The 14,895-nt window shown below is 59.6% G+C and carries 25 protein-coding genes; 23 read left to right on the forward strand and 2 right to left on the reverse strand.

All coding sequences use genetic code 11. From position 1 onward, the window contains the following. Window positions 1-2: 2 nt before the first annotated feature. The 23 genes from rplP to dsbD all read left to right on the forward strand — a co-directional run bounded on the left by rplP (window position 3) and on the right by dsbD (window position 12,717). The gene (rplP, locus tag F6X39_RS12170) at window positions 3-419 is read left to right on the forward strand and encodes a 50S ribosomal protein L16 (protein ID WP_008923342.1); all 417 of its coding nucleotides are present in this window, start codon (window positions 3-5) and stop codon (window positions 417-419) included. Between the two features lie 10 nt (window positions 420-429). Then, window positions 430-624, forward strand: a complete 195-nt coding sequence (gene rpmC / locus F6X39_RS12175; RefSeq protein WP_007180130.1) for a 50S ribosomal protein L29 — start codon at window positions 430-432, stop codon at window positions 622-624. After that, window positions 621-893 (forward strand): 30S ribosomal protein S17, encoded by a 273-nt coding sequence (gene rpsQ / locus F6X39_RS12180; protein WP_007180129.1) that lies wholly within the window; start codon window positions 621-623, stop codon window positions 891-893. Before rpmC ends, rpsQ begins: the two co-directional genes overlap by 4 nt. Window positions 894-1,183: 290 nt before the next feature. Continuing rightward, window positions 1,184-1,552 carry a 50S ribosomal protein L14 gene (gene rplN, locus F6X39_RS12185; protein WP_006998478.1) on the forward strand — a complete coding sequence of 123 codons (369 nt, stop codon included), beginning with the start codon at window positions 1,184-1,186 and terminating at the stop codon, window positions 1,550-1,552. 9 nt (window positions 1,553-1,561) lie between these two features. Next, window positions 1,562-1,870 (forward strand): 50S ribosomal protein L24, encoded by a 309-nt coding sequence (rplX, locus tag F6X39_RS12190; RefSeq protein WP_184035555.1) that lies wholly within the window; start codon window positions 1,562-1,564, stop codon window positions 1,868-1,870. A 16-nt stretch (window positions 1,871-1,886) separates the two neighbouring features. Then, entirely contained in the window at window positions 1,887-2,426 is a 540-nt protein-coding gene (gene rplE, locus F6X39_RS12195) for a 50S ribosomal protein L5 (RefSeq protein ID WP_090802163.1), read from the forward strand. Window positions 2,427-2,433: 7 nt separating this feature from the next. Continuing rightward, window positions 2,434-2,739 (forward strand): 30S ribosomal protein S14, encoded by a 306-nt coding sequence (gene rpsN, locus F6X39_RS12200; RefSeq protein WP_090802162.1) that lies wholly within the window; start codon window positions 2,434-2,436, stop codon window positions 2,737-2,739. 14 nt (window positions 2,740-2,753) lie between these two features. Further along, a complete protein-coding gene (rpsH, locus tag F6X39_RS12205) occupies window positions 2,754-3,149 on the forward strand; it encodes a 30S ribosomal protein S8 (RefSeq protein ID WP_006052216.1) in 396 nt (131 codons plus the stop codon). A gap of 18 nt (window positions 3,150-3,167) precedes the next feature. After that, a complete protein-coding gene (rplF, locus tag F6X39_RS12210; protein ID WP_018420154.1) occupies window positions 3,168-3,698 on the forward strand; it encodes a 50S ribosomal protein L6 in 531 nt (176 codons plus the stop codon). Window positions 3,699-3,710: 12 nt separating this feature from the next. Next, window positions 3,711-4,076, forward strand: coding sequence for a 50S ribosomal protein L18 (gene rplR, locus F6X39_RS12215; RefSeq protein WP_134169729.1), 366 nt, complete (start codon window positions 3,711-3,713; stop codon window positions 4,074-4,076). A 14-nt stretch (window positions 4,077-4,090) separates the two neighbouring features. Then, window positions 4,091-4,609 carry a 30S ribosomal protein S5 gene (rpsE, locus tag F6X39_RS12220; RefSeq protein ID WP_184065468.1) on the forward strand — a complete coding sequence of 173 codons (519 nt, stop codon included), beginning with the start codon at window positions 4,091-4,093 and terminating at the stop codon, window positions 4,607-4,609. A gap of 11 nt (window positions 4,610-4,620) precedes the next feature. After that, a complete protein-coding gene (gene rpmD, locus F6X39_RS12225; RefSeq protein ID WP_008923335.1) occupies window positions 4,621-4,803 on the forward strand; it encodes a 50S ribosomal protein L30 in 183 nt (60 codons plus the stop codon). Between the two features lie 29 nt (window positions 4,804-4,832). Then, on the forward strand, window positions 4,833-5,267 hold the full coding sequence (rplO, locus tag F6X39_RS12230; protein ID WP_075303261.1) for a 50S ribosomal protein L15: 435 nt from the start codon (window positions 4,833-4,835) through the stop codon (window positions 5,265-5,267). 46 nt (window positions 5,268-5,313) lie between these two features. After that, window positions 5,314-6,660 (forward strand): preprotein translocase subunit SecY, encoded by a 1,347-nt coding sequence (gene secY, locus F6X39_RS12235; RefSeq protein ID WP_090802158.1) that lies wholly within the window; start codon window positions 5,314-5,316, stop codon window positions 6,658-6,660. 8 nt (window positions 6,661-6,668) lie between these two features. Further along, complete coding sequence (gene infA / locus F6X39_RS12240; RefSeq protein ID WP_004521905.1) at window positions 6,669-6,887, forward strand: translation initiation factor IF-1; 219 nt, start codon at window positions 6,669-6,671, stop codon at window positions 6,885-6,887. A 20-nt stretch (window positions 6,888-6,907) separates the two neighbouring features. Then, window positions 6,908-7,024, forward strand: coding sequence for a 50S ribosomal protein L36 (gene rpmJ / locus F6X39_RS12245; RefSeq protein WP_004199844.1), 117 nt, complete (start codon window positions 6,908-6,910; stop codon window positions 7,022-7,024). Between the two features lie 41 nt (window positions 7,025-7,065). Then, complete coding sequence (gene rpsM, locus F6X39_RS12250) at window positions 7,066-7,431, forward strand: 30S ribosomal protein S13 (protein ID WP_013589830.1); 366 nt, start codon at window positions 7,066-7,068, stop codon at window positions 7,429-7,431. A 28-nt stretch (window positions 7,432-7,459) separates the two neighbouring features. Next, window positions 7,460-7,864, forward strand: coding sequence for a 30S ribosomal protein S11 (gene rpsK, locus F6X39_RS12255; RefSeq protein ID WP_006052224.1), 405 nt, complete (start codon window positions 7,460-7,462; stop codon window positions 7,862-7,864). Window positions 7,865-8,011: 147 nt separating this feature from the next. After that, complete coding sequence (gene rpsD, locus F6X39_RS12260) at window positions 8,012-8,635, forward strand: 30S ribosomal protein S4 (protein WP_013090752.1); 624 nt, start codon at window positions 8,012-8,014, stop codon at window positions 8,633-8,635. A gap of 124 nt (window positions 8,636-8,759) precedes the next feature. Continuing rightward, window positions 8,760-9,737, forward strand: a complete 978-nt coding sequence (locus tag F6X39_RS12265; protein ID WP_007730697.1) for a DNA-directed RNA polymerase subunit alpha — start codon at window positions 8,760-8,762, stop codon at window positions 9,735-9,737. A gap of 192 nt (window positions 9,738-9,929) precedes the next feature. Continuing rightward, window positions 9,930-10,322, forward strand: coding sequence for a 50S ribosomal protein L17 (gene rplQ, locus F6X39_RS12270; protein ID WP_013090750.1), 393 nt, complete (start codon window positions 9,930-9,932; stop codon window positions 10,320-10,322). A gap of 189 nt (window positions 10,323-10,511) precedes the next feature. Beyond that, window positions 10,512-10,844: a divalent-cation tolerance protein CutA gene (gene cutA, locus F6X39_RS12275; RefSeq protein WP_410450093.1), complete on the forward strand. Its 333-nt coding sequence runs from the start codon at window positions 10,512-10,514 to the stop codon at window positions 10,842-10,844. Beyond that, window positions 10,837-12,717, forward strand: a complete 1,881-nt coding sequence (gene dsbD, locus F6X39_RS12280; RefSeq protein WP_187616811.1) for a protein-disulfide reductase DsbD — start codon at window positions 10,837-10,839, stop codon at window positions 12,715-12,717. The genes cutA and dsbD overlap by 8 nt, the downstream gene beginning before the upstream one ends. A gap of 121 nt (window positions 12,718-12,838) precedes the next feature. Here dsbD and hemB read toward each other — a convergent pair whose 3' ends face one another. After that, the gene (hemB, locus tag F6X39_RS12285; RefSeq protein WP_184065475.1) at window positions 12,839-13,837 is read right to left on the reverse strand and encodes a porphobilinogen synthase; all 999 of its coding nucleotides are present in this window, start codon (window positions 13,835-13,837) and stop codon (window positions 12,839-12,841) included. 278 nt (window positions 13,838-14,115) lie between these two features. Continuing rightward, a complete protein-coding gene (gene yihA / locus F6X39_RS12290) occupies window positions 14,116-14,778 on the reverse strand; it encodes a ribosome biogenesis GTP-binding protein YihA/YsxC (RefSeq protein WP_018420165.1) in 663 nt (220 codons plus the stop codon). Window positions 14,779-14,895 lie beyond the last annotated feature (117 nt).

The raw sequence follows: 14,895 nt of genomic DNA on the forward strand, positions 1-14,895 counted from the left end.
CGATGCTGCAACCGAAACGCAGAAAGTATCGCAAAGAGCAGAAAGGTCGTAACACCGGCGTTGCTACCCGCGGCAACGCGGTGTCGTTCGGTGAGTTCGGCCTGAAGGCTGTCGGTCGTGGCCGTCTGACCGCGCGCCAGATTGAAGCGGCGCGTCGTGCAATGACGCGTCACATCAAGCGCGGTGGCCGCATCTGGATCCGGATCTTCCCGGACAAGCCGATCTCGACCAAGCCGGCGGAAGTGCGTATGGGTAACGGTAAGGGTAACCCGGAGTACTACGTCGCTGAGATTCAACCGGGCAAGATGCTGTACGAAATGGACGGCGTAACCGAAGAACTGGCGCGCGAAGCGTTCCGTCTGGCTGCAGCGAAGCTGCCGCTGAAGACGACGTTTATCGTGCGTCAGCTCGGCGCCTAAGGAGCAAATGATGAAGGCTTCCGAACTTCACCAGAAAGATCAGGCCGCGCTCAACAAGGAGCTGTCGGACCTGTTGAAGGCGCAATTCGGCCTGCGCATGCAACTCGCGACCCAGCAGCTCACGAACACGAGCCAGCTGAAGAAGGTCCGTCGCGACATCGCGCGTGTGCGGACCGTCCTGACTGAGAAGGCGAACCAGAAATGAACGATAGCGTAAAAACCTCGCTCAAGCGGACGCTGGTCGGCAAGGTCGTCAGCAACAAGATGGACAAGACGGTTACCGTGCTGGTCGAGCACCGCGTGAAGCACCCGATCTACGGCAAGTACGTCGTGCGGTCGAAGAAGTACCACGCGCATGACGACGCGAACACCTACAACGAGGGTGACCTCGTTGAAATCCAGGAAACTCGTCCGATTTCGAAGACGAAGGCTTGGGTTGTGGCTCGCCTGGTCGAGGCTGCTCGCGTCATCTAATGTCGCAAAGCTGTAGAAGTAGTTGAAATCGCAGTAAGTTTCGCTTGCAAGACCGAGATTATTTGATATAATTTCGGTCTTCCCTCTTTGTGGGAGCCCCGTCGCGGGCGAAGTTGGTGGGGGAAGCGGTTCGGGCGCCAGCCCAGACCGAAGGATTCACCGGATTGCGATGGCGGGTTTCGTTTGCCGTCGCTGCTGTTCTAACCCAAGCAGCCGATCGGCTGACGGGACCAAGACTGACCGGGAAGCGCCATGGTGGCGTGACCGGATTAAGTTGGGAAAGATAAACCATGATCCAGACCGAAACTCGGCTTGAAGTGGCCGACAACACGGGTGCACGTGAAGTCATGTGCATCAAGGTGCTCGGCGGCTCGAAGCGTCGTTATGCCAGCATTGGCGACATCATCAAGGTGACTGTCAAAGAGGCAACGCCGCGCGGGCGCGTGAAGAAAGGCGAAATCTACAACGCCGTGGTGGTTCGCACCGCCAAGGGCGTGCGTCGTCAGGACGGCTCGCTGATCAAGTTCGACGGCAACGCGGCTGTGTTGCTCAATACCAAGCTCGAACCGATCGGTACCCGTATTTTTGGGCCTGTCACGCGCGAGTTGCGTAGCGAACGATTCATGAAGATCGTTTCGCTGGCGCCTGAAGTGCTGTAAGGAGTCGCGATGAACAAGATTCGCAAGAGTGACGAAGTTATCGTCATCACCGGCAAAGATAAGGGCAAGCGTGGCGTGGTGCTGGCCGTTCACGGCGAGACCGTGACTGTCGAGGGCATCAACCTCGTCAAGAAGCACGTCAAGCCGAACCCGATGAAGGGTACGACGGGCGGCGTGGAAGCCAAGACGATGCCGCTGCAAATTTCGAACGTCGCATTGGTGGACGCGAATGGCAAGCCATCGCGTGTAGGCATCAAGGTCGAAGGGGGCAAGAAGGTCCGTTTCCTGAAGACGACCGGTGCCGTACTGAGCGCCTGACGCTGCGGAGTAAAAAATGGCTCGTTTGCAAGAGTTTTACAAAGAGAAGGTTGTACCCGGCCTCATCGAGAAGTTCGGTTACAAGTCCGTGATGGAAGTGCCGCGCATCACCAAGATCACCCTGAACATGGGCCTTGGCGAAGCCGTTGCTGACAAGAAGATCATCGAAAACGCCGTTGGCGATCTGACGAAGATCGCGGGCCAGAAGCCGGTGATCACGAAGGCACGCAAGGCAATCGCTGGCTTCAAGATCCGTCAGGGCTATCCGATCGGTGCAATGGTCACGCTGCGTGGCCAGGCAATGTACGAATTCCTGGACCGTTTCGTGACGGTTGCGCTCCCCCGTGTGCGCGACTTCCGTGGCGTGTCGGGCAAGGCGTTCGATGGTCGCGGCAACTACAACGTCGGTGTGAAAGAGCAGATCATTTTCCCCGAAATCGACTACGACAAGATCGACGCACTGCGTGGGCTGAACATCAGCATCACGACGACTGCGAAGACTGACGACGAAGCAAAGGCTCTGCTCGCCAGCTTCAAGTTCCCGTTCAGAAACTGAGGTTACCGTGGCTAAACTGGCACTGATCGAACGTGAAAAGAAGCGTGCTCGCCTCGCCGCCAAGTACGCTCCCAAGCGTGCAGCATTGAAGGCAATCATTGGCGATACGAGCAAGTCGGAAGAAGAGCATTACGCAGCACGCCTGGAACTGCAGCAACTGCCGCGAAACTCTAACCCGACCCGTAAGCGCAACCGTTGCGCAATTACCGGTCGTCCGCGCGGCACGTTCCGTAAATTCGGGCTGGCGCGTAACAAGATTCGCGAAATCGCGTTCCGCGGCGAGATCCCTGGCCTGACCAAGGCGAGCTGGTAATAGGAGAAACATAAATGAGCATGAGTGATCCTATCGCCGATATGCTGACTCGCATCCGCAATGCGCAGATGGTCGAGAAGGTTTCGGTGACTATGCCCTCGTCGAAAGTCAAGGTTGCGATTGCGCAGGTCCTGAAGGACGAAGGTTATATCGACGATTTCGCAGTGAAGTCCGAAGGTGCGAAGTCGGAATTGAACATCGTGTTGAAGTATTACGCTGGCCGTCCGGTCATCGAGCGCATTGAACGCGTCTCGAAGCCTGGTCTGCGTGTGTACCGCGGCCGTAACGACATCCCCGTGGTCATGAATGGCTTGGGCGTGGCAATCGTGTCGACGCCGAAGGGCGTGATGACGGACCGCAAGGCACGTGCAACGGGCGTTGGCGGCGAAGTCATCTGCTATGTCGCTTAAGGCCGAAAGGAGAGAAACATGTCTCGAGTAGGTAAGAGCCCAATCGCGCTGCAAGGCGCGGAAGTGGCCCTGAGCGCCGACAGCATTACTGTCAAGGGTCCGCTGGGTACGATTTCGCAGGCTGCCAACAGCCTCGTGAAGGTAGTGAACGACAGCGGCACGCTGAAGTTCGAGCCGGTCGATGAAAGTCGCGAGGCGAATGCGATGTCGGGCACGATGCGCGCGCTGGTTGCGAACATGGTGCACGGCGTGACGAAGGGTTTCGAGCGCAAGCTGACGCTGGTCGGCGTCGGTTACCGCGCACAAGCGCAAGGCGACAAGCTGAACCTGTCGCTGGGTTTCTCGCACCCGGTGGTGCACCAGATGCCGGCTGGCGTCAAGGCAGAAACCCCGTCGCAAACCGAAATCGTGATCAAGGGGATCAACAAGCAACAAGTCGGTCAAGTCGCTGCAGAAGTGCGCGGCTACCGCCCGCCGGAGCCCTACAAGGGCAAGGGCGTGCGTTACGCCGATGAGGTTGTGATCCTCAAAGAAACGAAGAAGAAGTAAGGGTGCGCAATCATGGATAAGACTCAATCTCGCCTGCGCCGCGCTCGTCAGACGCGTATCAAGATCGCTGAGCTGCAGGTCGCGCGTCTCGCCGTGCATCGCACGAACACGCACATCTATGCGCAAGTGTTCTCGCCGTGCGGCACCAAGGTGCTCGCTAGCGCGTCGACGCTCGAAGCCGAAGTGCGTGCGCAACTGGCCGATCAATCGGGAAAGGGCGGCAACGTTGCTGCTGCAACCCTGATCGGCAAGCGCATTGCAGAAAAGGCTAAGGCTGTCGGCATCGAATCCGTCGCCTTCGACCGTTCGGGTTTCCGTTACCACGGCCGCGTGAAAGCGCTGGCTGACGCGGCGCGCGAAGCCGGACTCAAGTTCTAAGGGAAGAATTCGTCATGGCAAAGATGCAAGCTAAAGTTCAGGCTGACGAACGCGACGACGGCCTTCGTGAAAAAATGATCGCGGTTAACCGCGTGACCAAAGTCGTGAAGGGTGGCCGTATTCTCGGCTTCGCTGCACTGACCGTGGTTGGCGACGGTGATGGCCGCGTCGGTATGGGCAAGGGCAAGGCGAAGGAAGTGCCGGTCGCTGTCCAGAAGGCGATGGAACAGGCTCGCCGCAACATGTTCAAGGTGCCGTTGAAGAACGGTACTTTGCAACACGAAGTGCACGGTAAGCACGGCGCATCGATGGTCCTCCTCGCTCCGGCGAAGGACGGTACCGGCGTCATCGCAGGCGGCCCGATGCGCGCCGTGTTCGACGTGATGGGCGTGCAGAACGTTGTGGCCAAGAGCCACGGCTCGACGAACCCGTACAACCTCGTTCGTGCGACGCTCGATGGTCTGCGCAAGCAGTCCACGCCGGCCGACATCGCTGCGAAGCGTGGCAAGTCCGTCGAAGAAATTCTGGGCTAAAGGTGGACACCATGTCTGATAAAACTGTCAAGGTCCAGCTCGTCAAGAGCCTGATCGGCACCCGTGAATCGCACCGTGCAACGGTGCGTGGCCTGGGCCTGCGCCGACTCAACTCGGTTAGCGAGTTGCAGGATACGCCGGCTGTGCGCGGCATGATCAACAAGGTTTCGTACCTCGTTAAGGTCATCAGCTAAGCGGCTGACCAGGACTCAAGGAGTTGATAATGGAATTGAATAACCTGAAGCCGGCCGAAGGCGCGAAGCACGCAAAGCGCCGCGTTGGTCGCGGCATCGGCTCCGGCCTCGGCAAGACCGCTGGCCGTGGTCACAAGGGTCAGAAGTCGCGTTCGGGCGGCTTTCACAAGGTTGGCTTTGAAGGCGGTCAAATGCCGCTGCAACGTCGCCTGCCGAAGCGTGGCTTCACCTCGCTGACGAAGGAATTCGTCGGTGAAGTACGTCTCTCGGATCTGGAGAAGCTGCCGGTCGACGAAATCGATCTGCTGGCTCTCAAGCAAGCCGGCCTCGTCGGCGAGCTGATCCGTAGCGCCAAGATCATTGCAACGGGCGAGCTCAAGCGCAAGGTCGTTGTGAAAGGTCTGGGTGCGACGAAGGGCGCACGTGCTGCTATCGAGGCAGCCGGTGGCTCTTTTGCCGAGTAACGCGCGAGTTAATTGCCGTCACTAGCACTTGCATCGGAGAAGGTACTTGGCTAACAGCCCGAGTCTCGCAAAACCCGGTCGCAGCGCGGCGAAGTTTGGCGATTTGCGCCGGCGAGCAGTGTTCCTGCTGCTGGCGCTAGTCGTCTACCGTATCGGCGCGCATATTCCGGTGCCGGGTATCGACCCGGACCAACTGGCGAAACTGTTCCAAAGCCAGTCGGGCGGCATCCTTGGCATGTTTAACATGTTCTCGGGTGGCGCACTTTCGCGGTTCACGATTTTCGCGCTGGGGATCATGCCGTACATTTCGGCGTCGATCATCATGCAGTTGCTGGCGATTGTTTCGCCGCAGCTCGAAGCGCTGAAAAAGGAAGGGCAGGCAGGTCAGCGAAAGATTACGCAGTACACGCGGATCTTCACGGTTGTGCTGGCGACGTTCCAGGCGTTCGGTATTGCCGTCGCTCTGGAAAATCAGCCGGGCCTCGTGATCGATCCGGGGATGGTATTCCGCTTGACGACGGTCGTGACGCTGGTGACCGGCACGATGTTCCTGATGTGGCTGGGTGAGCAGATCACGGAGCGCGGGCTTGGCAACGGTATCTCGATCATCATATTCGGCGGTATTGCGGCGGGTTTCCCGAACGCAATCGGTGGTCTCTTTGAACTGGTGCGAACCGGCTCGATGAGCATCATCTCGGCGATTATCGTCGTCGCGCTGATTGCTGCTGTGACCTATGTGGTGGTGTTCATCGAACGCGGCCAGCGCAAGATACTTGTGAATTATGCGAAGCGGCAGGTGGGCAACAAGATTTACGGCGGCCAGTCTTCGCATTTGCCGCTGAAGCTGAATATGTCGGGCGTGATTCCACCGATCTTCGCATCGTCGATCATTCTCTTCCCGGCAACTATCCTGAACTGGTTCAGTTCGGGTTCGCGTACCAGCTGGTTCGCAGACACGTTGCACAACGTTGCCGAAGCCCTGAAGCCCGGTCAACCGGTGTACGTGTTGCTGTACGCGTTGGCGATCGTCTTCTTCTGCTTCTTTTACACTGCACTGGTGTTTAACAGCAGGGAAACGGCCGACAACCTGAAAAAGAGCGGCGCTTTCGTCCCAGGTATCCGCCCGGGCGATCAGACGGCGCGATATATCGACCGCATCCTCACGCGTTTGACGCTTGCCGGTGCGATCTACATCGTGTTCGTTTGCCTGCTGCCTGAATTTCTGGTGCTACGCTGGAACGTGCCGTTTTATTTTGGTGGAACGTCGCTGCTGATCATTGTCGTCGTCACAATGGATTTCATGGCGCAGGTGCAGTCGTACGTTATGTCGCAACAGTATGAATCGCTGCTGAAGAAAGCTAATTTCAAAGGCGGCGGCGTCCCGATGCGTTGAAAGGACTTATGGCCAAAGACGATGTTATCCAGATGCAGGGCGAAGTAATCGAGAACCTGCCTAATGCTACCTTCAGGGTGAAGCTGGAAAACGGCCATGTCGTGTTGGGACACATATCCGGCAAAATGCGGATGCACTACATCCGGATCTTGCCGGGCGACAAGGTGACGGTTGAATTGACGCCTTACGATCTGTCGCGTGCGCGGATCGTGTTCCGGGCGAAGTGATTTGAAAAAAGGGTAATATCATGAAAGTGATGGCATCGGTTAAGCGCATTTGCCGCAATTGCAAGATTATCAAGCGCAAAGGCGTTGTGCGCGTGATTTGCAGTTCTGATCCGCGCCACAAACAGCGTCAAGGCTGAACGCCGCGCTTTTGCTTGCGCTTTTTGTTTGAGGAAAAACAATGGCTCGTATCGCAGGGGTTAACATCCCGAATCACCAGCATACTGAAATCGGCCTGACGGCTATTTACGGTGTCGGTCGCACGCGCTCGCGCGACATTTGCGTCGCTGCTGGTGTGGCATTTTCGAAGAAGGTCAAAGACCTGACTGACGCAGACCTCGAAAAGCTGCGTGAAGAAGTCGGCAAGTTCATCGTTGAAGGCGATCTGCGCCGTGAAACGACGATGAACATCAAGCGCCTGATGGATCTCGGCTGCTATCGTGGCGTGCGGCATCGTAAGGGTCTGCCCCTGCGCGGCCAGCGTACGCGTACGAATGCCCGTACGCGCAAGGGTCCGCGTCGTGCAGCGCAATCGCTGAAGAAGTAAGCGGAACTGACAGTTACAGGAAAACGTAATGGCTAAGGCTTCGAACAACTCCGCGGCGCAACGCGTTCGCAAGAAGGTCAAGAAGAACGTCGCCGAGGGCGTGGTTCACGTTCACGCGTCGTTCAACAACACCATCATCACGATCACCGACCGTCAAGGCAACGCGCTTGCCTGGGCAACGTCGGGCGGTCAGGGCTTCAAGGGTTCGCGTAAGTCGACTCCGTTTGCAGCTCAGGTCGCAGCTGAATCAGCTGGCCGCGTGGCGATGGAATACGGCGTGAAGAACCTCGAAGTGCGGATCAAGGGCCCCGGTCCTGGCCGGGAATCGGCGGTGCGCGCGCTGCATGGTCTTGGCATCAAGATCACCGCGATCTCCGACGTGACGCCGGTCCCGCATAACGGCTGCCGTCCGCCGAAGCGTCGTCGTATCTAAGACGCTGGTATTTCGAGCGCCTGTTCCCGCCTTGCGCGGTGGCGGGCTGCGCGTGTTATTGAATTGACTAAGCCCACCGTTCGACTCAAAGGGTTCGGACTAGCGCGAGTGGAAGCATTCGCGTGATAAATCACAGAAGGAATCAACGTGGCACGTTATATCGGCCCCAAGGCCAAGCTGTCCCGCCGGGAAGGCACTGACCTCTTCCTGAAGAGCGCGCGCCGTTCGCTCGCTGACAAGTGCAAGCTTGACAGCAAGCCCGGCCAGCACGGCCGTACCTCGGGCGCACGTACGTCCGACTATGGCACTCAGCTGCGCGAGAAGCAAAAAGTAAAGCGTATCTACGGTGTCCTCGAGCGCCAGTTCCGTCGCTACTTCGCTGAAGCAGACCGCCTGAAGGGCAACACGGGTGAGAACCTGCTGCAACTGCTCGAATCGCGTCTGGACAACGTCGTGTATCGCATGGGCTTTGGCTCGACGCGCGCTGAAGCACGTCAGCTCGTTGGCCACAAGGCAATCACGGTGAACGGCGTCGTAACGAACATCCCGTCGATGCAGGTGAAGGCTGGGGACGTCGTCGCCGTGCGCGAACAGAAGCGCAAGCAGGCTCGCATCATTGAGGCGCTGTCGCTCGCTGAGCAAGGCGGCATGCCGAGCTGGGTCGCGGTCGACGCGAAGAAGTTCGAAGGTACCTTCAAGCAGAAGCCGGAACGCAGCGACATCGCTGGCGACATCAACGAAAGCCTGATCGTCGAATTGTATTCGCGGTAATCGGATTGACGGCCGGGGCGCCCTGATTGCGTTGCGCAAGGGGGCGTCTCGGCTGTTTATTTTCAGGTTGTTACCGGTCAGCCTTATCGGTGTAACGAGCCGAGGGTATTGAAAAGGAAAACCTATGCAAACCAGTTTGTTGAAGCCCAAGATTATTGCAGTTGAATCGCTTGGCGAAAGCCACGCGAAAGTGGTCATGGAGCCGTTTGAACGCGGTTATGGCCACACCTTGGGCAACGCGCTTCGGCGCGTGCTGTTGTCGTCGATGGTGGGCTATGCCCCGACCGAGGTGACGATTGCAGGCGTCGTGCACGAGTATTCGACGCTCGACGGTGTACAAGAGGATGTGGTCAACCTGTTGTTGAACCTGAAGGGCGTCGTCTTCAAGCTGCATAATCGTGACGAAGTGACGGTTACGCTGCGGAAGGAAGGCGAAGGCGTGGTCACGGCCGGCGATATCGAACTCGCACACGATTGCGAAGTCATCAATCCCGATCACGTGATTGCGCATCTGTCGAAGGGCGGCAAGCTCGACGTGCAGATCAAGGTCGAAAAGGGCCGCGGCTATGTGCCGGGCAATGTGCGTCGTTACGGTGAAGAGTCGGCCAAGATCATCGGCCGGATCGTGCTGGACGCCTCGTTTTCGCCGGTTCGTCGCGTGAGCTACGCGGTCGAAAGCGCTCGCGTCGAGCAGCGCACCGACCTCGACAAGCTCGTGATGAACATCGAGACCAACGGTGTGATTTCGCCGGAAGAAGCGATCCGACAATCGGCGCGCATTCTGGTCGATCAGTTGTCGGTGTTCGCGGCGCTGGAAGGTACCGAAGCAGCGGCGGAAGCGCCGTCGCGCGCACCGCAGATCGATCCGATCCTGCTGCGTCCGGTCGACGATCTCGAACTGACGGTTCGTTCCGCGAACTGCCTGAAGGCCGAGAACATCTACTACATCGGCGACCTGATCCAGCGTACCGAGAACGAACTGCTCAAGACTCCGAATCTGGGTCGCAAGTCGCTGAACGAGATCAAGGAAGTTCTGGCATCGCGTGGGCTGACGCTCGGCATGAAGCTCGAAAACTGGCCGCCGGCTGGTCTCGACAAGTAAGCGGACAACTCGGTCGGGTGTGGACCCGCGAATTGCACCGCTGTACTGTACTGGCAAAGGCGCGGATTTTCCTTTAAAATCCGCGTCTTGTCTTTTGTCACTACCGGCCCGTGCGCTCACTGTTTGTAGTCGATGCTGCAGAACGAGTGCGATAGAAGAGCTGGACCAAAACTTTGAACTGAAGGAATTAACATGCGTCACCGTCATGGTCTGCGGAAACTGAACCGCACGAGCAGCCACCGTTTGGCAATGCTCCGTAACATGTCCAACTCGCTGATCGAGCACGAAGTCATCAAGACCACGCTGCCGAAGGCCAAGGAACTTCGTAAAGTCGTCGAGCCGCTGATCACGCTCGGCAAGAAGCCGTCGCTCGCAAACCGTCGTCTGGCGTTCAACCGCCTGCGCGATCGTGACTCGGTCACGAAGCTGTTCGACGTGCTCGGCCCGCGCTACGCAAACCGTCCGGGCGGCTACCTGCGCGTGCTGAAGTTCGGCTTCCGCGTTGGTGACAACGCGCCGATGGCACTGGTCGAACTGCTCGACCGTCCGGAAGTTGAAGAAACGGAAGTGCAAGAAGCTGAGTAAGCTTTCTGCTTCGACAAAAAGCCAGGCGCATCGCCTGGCTTTTTTGTTTTCTGCGGCGGATTTTTCATTGATAGCGAAAGCTGCTTCGCAGTGACCAAATGTCGCGGCCGCACCGCGTGGCGCCCTGCAGGGCGACAGGGCCAGGTGATACGATATCGGGATCGAAATCCTGCGCCGCCGGAGCTTGGTGTGAGTGTGAATGTGACCTTGATGCTGACAACGGTGCCGGATGCGGCCGGCGCTCAAAAGCTCGCAGCCGACGCGCTCGCCGCTCGCCTTTGCGCGTGCGTCACCCAGCTAGGCAGCGTGCAGTCGAGCTATCACTGGCAGGGCGCGATCGAAACCGCGCAGGAAATCCAGCTGCTGTTCAAGACCAGCGCCGCTCGCGCGCTCGAACTGGAGCAATACATTCAGGCTCACCATCCCTACGGCACGCCGGAAATCCTCTCATGGCAAGCGACGGCCTCCGCCGCCTACGGCCAGTGGATCACTGCTGAAACCCAACGCCCTGTTCATGTTTAACGGTCTCGACCGGCGCGCGCGCGCTGCGCTGCGCACTGCATTCTTTCTGCTCGGCTGTGTGTTCCTCGCGCAAGTCGCCACGCTCGCGCGCGCCGCGGACGACTTCCTCGACCCGTCCGTCGCGTTCCGGTTCAGCGCGACCGAGGCCCCCGGCCAAGTCGTCGTCACCTACAAGATTGCGGACGGCTACTACATGTACCGCGAGCGCTTCGCGTTCGCGACCCGCAACGGCACGGCGACGCTTGGCGAGCCTGAACTGCCAGGCGGTCATGTGAAGTTCGATCAGACATTCAACAAGAATGTCGAGACGTATCGCAACGAGCTGACGATTCGTATTCCGGTCAAGCAGGCTGCCGGACCGTTCGATCTTGCGGTGACGTCGCAGGGCTGCGCCGACGCGGGCATCTGCTACCCCCCGATGGAGCGCGTGTACCACGTGAGCAGCGAGGCGCTGCAGCTGGCTGGCAGCGGGGCGGCGACCCCAACCGCGCAACAGTCCGCCGCCACTGACGACGAACCTTGGTACGAACGCGCCACCAGCGCCGATTACGCGCAGTCGCTGCTGCAGCGTGGCGGTTTTTTTGCGATCGTCGGGCTTTATTTCGTTGCCGGCGCCATTCTGAGCTTGCTGCCGTGCTCGTATCCGATGATTCCGATTCTGTCGGCGATCATCATCGGTGAGGGAGCGCGCGTCACGCGCAGGCGTGGCTTCGCGCTGTCGTTCGCGTATGTAGTCGGGATGGCGCTCGTGTACACGGTGCTGGGTGTCGTGGCGGCACTCGTCGGGCAGAGTCTCGGCGCATGGCTGCAGAACCCGTGGGTGCTCGGCGCGTTCGGCGGCCTTCTGACGATTTTCGCGCTGCTGCTGATCGCCGGTGTGGATCTCGAACTGCCGCCGCGCTGGCGCGATCGCATGTCGAGCGCGTCAGCGGGACGCTCGGGTGGCAAATTTGCCGCGGTCGCCGTGATGGGCGCGCTGTCGGCGCTGGTGGTCGGCGCCTGCATGACCGCGCCGCTTTTTGCGGTGCTCGCGTTCATCGCGCATACCGGCAACGCCGTGCTCGGTGGCGCGGCACTGTTCTCGATGGGCATCGGGCTCGGGCTGCCGCTGCTGATCATTGGCCTCGGCGCGGGTACACTGCTGCCGCGCGCGGGCAAGTGGATGGACAGCGTAAAAGTGTTCTTTGGCGTCGTTCTGCTGGCCGCGGCGCTGTGGATTGTTTGGCCGGTGCTCGGCGGGGCGGCGTCGATGCTGTTGAGCGCCCTCTGGCTGCTGATCGCCGCGGTTGCGCTCGGCCTGTTTTCCAAGTCGGTTGCGGGCGCCTCGATATGGCACCGGCTTGGGCGGGCGGTCGGCGTCGTGATGACGGTTTGGGCAGCCGCGCTTCTAGTTGGCCTCGCGGCGGGATCGTTGGATCCGCTGCGACCGCTGGCGGTGCTCGCGGCTCGCGTCGGCAATCAGGCGAGCATCGCGAAGGATGGCTCCAGCGCGGCCGCGCCGGCGCCGCAAAGCGATTTGACGTTCGCGCCGGTACGTTCATCGGATCAGCTCGACCAGGCCGTCAAAACGGCGGCGCAGCCAGCCATGCTCGATTTTTACGCGGACTGGTGCGTGAGCTGCAAGGAGATGGAAAAACTCACCTTCAGAGACCCGCGCGTTCAGGCGAAGCTGAAGCAGATGAATCTGCTGCGCGCCGACGTCACTGCGAACAATACCGACGACCAGGCGCTGCTCAAGCGCTTCAATCTGTTCGGGCCGCCGGGGATTATTTTTTTCGATCAGGGTGGCAAGGAAGTGTTGCGGGTGGTCGGCTACGAATCGGCGGATAAATTCCTGCGCACACTGGATCGGGTGAGTGCGTCGGGGGTGTAATAAGGCCACGGGGCATTGCAAGACCGCCGCTTCGCAAACGGCAGCACAAAAAAACGGAGGCGAAACCCTAAGGTTCGCCTCCGTTTGTTTCTCGACGGCCGCGCGCTAAACCGCGCCTGGCTTACTTCTGCGAACGCAGGATCTTCGCGGCATCCAGCGCGAAATACGTCAGCACGCCGTCCGCGCCTGCACGCTTGAACGCGAGCAGCGATTCCATCATCACCTTGTCGTGATCGAGCCAGCCATTCTGCGCGGCGGCCTTCAGCATGGCGTATTCGCCGCTTACCTGGTACACGTAGGTGGGGAACTGGAACTCGTCCTTCACGCGACGCACGATGTCCAGATACGGCATGCCCGGCTTGACCATCACCATGTCCGCGCCTTCGTTGATGTCGGCCTGCACTTCGCGCAGCGCCTCGTTGGAATTTGCCGGGTCCATCTGGTAGGTCATCTTGTTGCTCTTGCCGAGGTTCGTCGCGGAACCGACGGCATCGCGGAACGGGCCGTAGAACGCCGAAGCGTACTTCGCCGCGTACGCCATGATGCGCGTGTGGATGTGGTCCTCGCTCTCGAGCATTTCGCGGATCGCACCAATGCGTCCGTCCATCATGTCCGACGGCGCGACGATGTCGACGCCGGCTTCCGCCTGCGCACGAGCCTGCTCGACGAGGATCTCGACGGTTTCGTCGTTGATCACGTAGCCGGCTTCGTCGAGCACGCCGTCCTGACCATGGCTCGTATACGGATCGAGCGCCACGTCGGTGAGCACGCCGAGCTCCGGAAAATTCTTCTTCAACTCACGCACCGCGCGCGGGATCAGGCCCGCCGGGTTGGCCGCTTCACGGCCTTCGGGTGTTTTCAGCGAGGGCTCGATCGCGGGAAACAGAGACAACACCGGCACGCCCAGTTCGACGCACTGCCCGGCGACGCCCATCAGCAGATCGACCGACACACGCTCGACGCCCGGCATCGACGGCACGGCTTGCCGCACGTTGGTTCCCTCGACGATGAACACGGGGTAAATCAGATCGTTGGTCGTGAGGATGTTTTCGCGCATCATGCGACGCGAGAAGTCGTCGCGGCGCATGCGGCGCGGACGGTAGTGAGGGTAGAAGCTCATATCGAATCGAAGATCGTGGATAGGTGGAGTGGACAAACAGCACCTGGCTCCGCTCCCGGAAACTTTTCGAGACAATGGTATATCATACCGATCGAGCAAGGCGCCTAGCGCTGACCTCCCCGCTTCTCCTCCCTGAGCGGGTGCCTGTCGTTTTTCGATTAGGCTGTTTGACCCGCCGTTCAAGCGGCGGGTTTTTTTATGCGCGGCCGCAAACGCGCTCTGACGCGGGTTTTACAGGCATATCACGCGTGCCGCGGGATTCCTGCATTGATATGCGTTCAGCCCGCGGCCGGCGTTTCGCCTGTTTCGCCCGCTGCCTCCGGGATCAGCCAGCTCTCGATCAGCTCATGCGCTTCATCGAGCCCCGTTCGCTTGAGCGCCGAAAACAGTTGCGCGGTGAGTTCGCCGCGATAGCCCGCAGCCCGATATTCGGCCAGTCCCTTCTGCGCGGTGCGCAACGCGTTCGTGCTTTCCTGGCGCGTCAATTTGTCGCATTTGGTGAGCAGCGTGTGGATCGGCTTGCCGGTCGGCGCGAACCACTCGATCATGCGCCGATCGAGATCCGTCAGAGGGCGGCGCGAATCCATCATGAGGATCATGCCGCGCAGTTGCGAGCGTGATTGCAGATACGTGGACAGCAGCGCTTCCCAGTGCGCCTTCGCCGCACCCGGCACTTCCGCATAACCGTAGCCCGGCAGGTCGACCAGATAGGCGGTCGGCTCATCCGCCTTGCCAACCGAAAAATAATTGATGTGCTGCGTGCGGCCAGGCGTCTTACTTGCGAATGCAAGTCGCTTCTGATTGCAGAGCACGTTGATCGCGGTCGATTTGCCCGCGTTCGAGCGTCCCGCGAAAGCGATCTCGGGCTGCGCGGTGGCCGGCAGGTCGCGCAGATGATTGACGGTGGTATAGAAGCGGGATTCGTGGAGCAGGAAGGGCATGGTGGAAGCCAGATTGGAGAAGCTGCGGAGCCCGCAGCGGGAACGGGGTCAAGCCCGACTGGCGTCTAAGCGATTAGCGAGTTATTGTACAATACGATGGTTTACTGAAAACCTTAG

This window comes from Paraburkholderia sp. UCT2 (genome assembly GCF_014397665.1).
GTDB classification, from domain to species: Bacteria; Pseudomonadota; Gammaproteobacteria; order Burkholderiales; family Burkholderiaceae; genus Paraburkholderia; species Paraburkholderia tuberum.

Excerpts from the sequence above, each read along its gene's own strand:
- rplP (WP_008923342.1), top strand. The coding sequence starts at position 3 with ATGCTGCAACCGAAACGCAGAAAGTATCGCAAAGAGCAGAAAGGTCGT.
- rpmC (WP_007180130.1), top strand. The coding sequence starts at position 430 with ATGAAGGCTTCCGAACTTCACCAGAAAGATCAGGCCGCGCTCAACAAG.
- rpsQ (WP_007180129.1), top strand. The coding sequence starts at position 621 with ATGAACGATAGCGTAAAAACCTCGCTCAAGCGGACGCTGGTCGGCAAG.
- rplN (WP_006998478.1), top strand. The coding sequence starts at position 1,184 with ATGATCCAGACCGAAACTCGGCTTGAAGTGGCCGACAACACGGGTGCA.
- rplX (WP_184035555.1), top strand. The coding sequence starts at position 1,562 with ATGAACAAGATTCGCAAGAGTGACGAAGTTATCGTCATCACCGGCAAA.
- rplE (WP_090802163.1), top strand. The coding sequence starts at position 1,887 with ATGGCTCGTTTGCAAGAGTTTTACAAAGAGAAGGTTGTACCCGGCCTC.
- rpsH (WP_006052216.1), top strand. The coding sequence starts at position 2,754 with ATGAGCATGAGTGATCCTATCGCCGATATGCTGACTCGCATCCGCAAT.
- rplF (WP_018420154.1), top strand. The coding sequence starts at position 3,168 with ATGTCTCGAGTAGGTAAGAGCCCAATCGCGCTGCAAGGCGCGGAAGTG.
- rplR (WP_134169729.1), top strand. The coding sequence starts at position 3,711 with ATGGATAAGACTCAATCTCGCCTGCGCCGCGCTCGTCAGACGCGTATC.
- rpsE (WP_184065468.1), top strand. The coding sequence starts at position 4,091 with ATGGCAAAGATGCAAGCTAAAGTTCAGGCTGACGAACGCGACGACGGC.
- rpmD (WP_008923335.1), top strand. The coding sequence starts at position 4,621 with ATGTCTGATAAAACTGTCAAGGTCCAGCTCGTCAAGAGCCTGATCGGC.
- rplO (WP_075303261.1), top strand. The coding sequence starts at position 4,833 with ATGGAATTGAATAACCTGAAGCCGGCCGAAGGCGCGAAGCACGCAAAG.
- infA (WP_004521905.1), top strand. The coding sequence starts at position 6,669 with ATGGCCAAAGACGATGTTATCCAGATGCAGGGCGAAGTAATCGAGAAC.
- rpmJ (WP_004199844.1), top strand. The coding sequence starts at position 6,908 with ATGAAAGTGATGGCATCGGTTAAGCGCATTTGCCGCAATTGCAAGATT.
- rpsM (WP_013589830.1), top strand. The coding sequence starts at position 7,066 with ATGGCTCGTATCGCAGGGGTTAACATCCCGAATCACCAGCATACTGAA.
- rpsK (WP_006052224.1), top strand. The coding sequence starts at position 7,460 with ATGGCTAAGGCTTCGAACAACTCCGCGGCGCAACGCGTTCGCAAGAAG.
- F6X39_RS12265 (WP_007730697.1), top strand. The coding sequence starts at position 8,760 with ATGCAAACCAGTTTGTTGAAGCCCAAGATTATTGCAGTTGAATCGCTT.
- rplQ (WP_013090750.1), top strand. The coding sequence starts at position 9,930 with ATGCGTCACCGTCATGGTCTGCGGAAACTGAACCGCACGAGCAGCCAC.
- dsbD (WP_187616811.1), top strand. The coding sequence starts at position 10,837 with ATGTTTAACGGTCTCGACCGGCGCGCGCGCGCTGCGCTGCGCACTGCA.
- hemB (WP_184065475.1), bottom strand. The coding sequence starts at position 13,837 with ATGAGCTTCTACCCTCACTACCGTCCGCGCCGCATGCGCCGCGACGAC.
- yihA (WP_018420165.1), bottom strand. The coding sequence starts at position 14,778 with ATGCCCTTCCTGCTCCACGAATCCCGCTTCTATACCACCGTCAATCAT.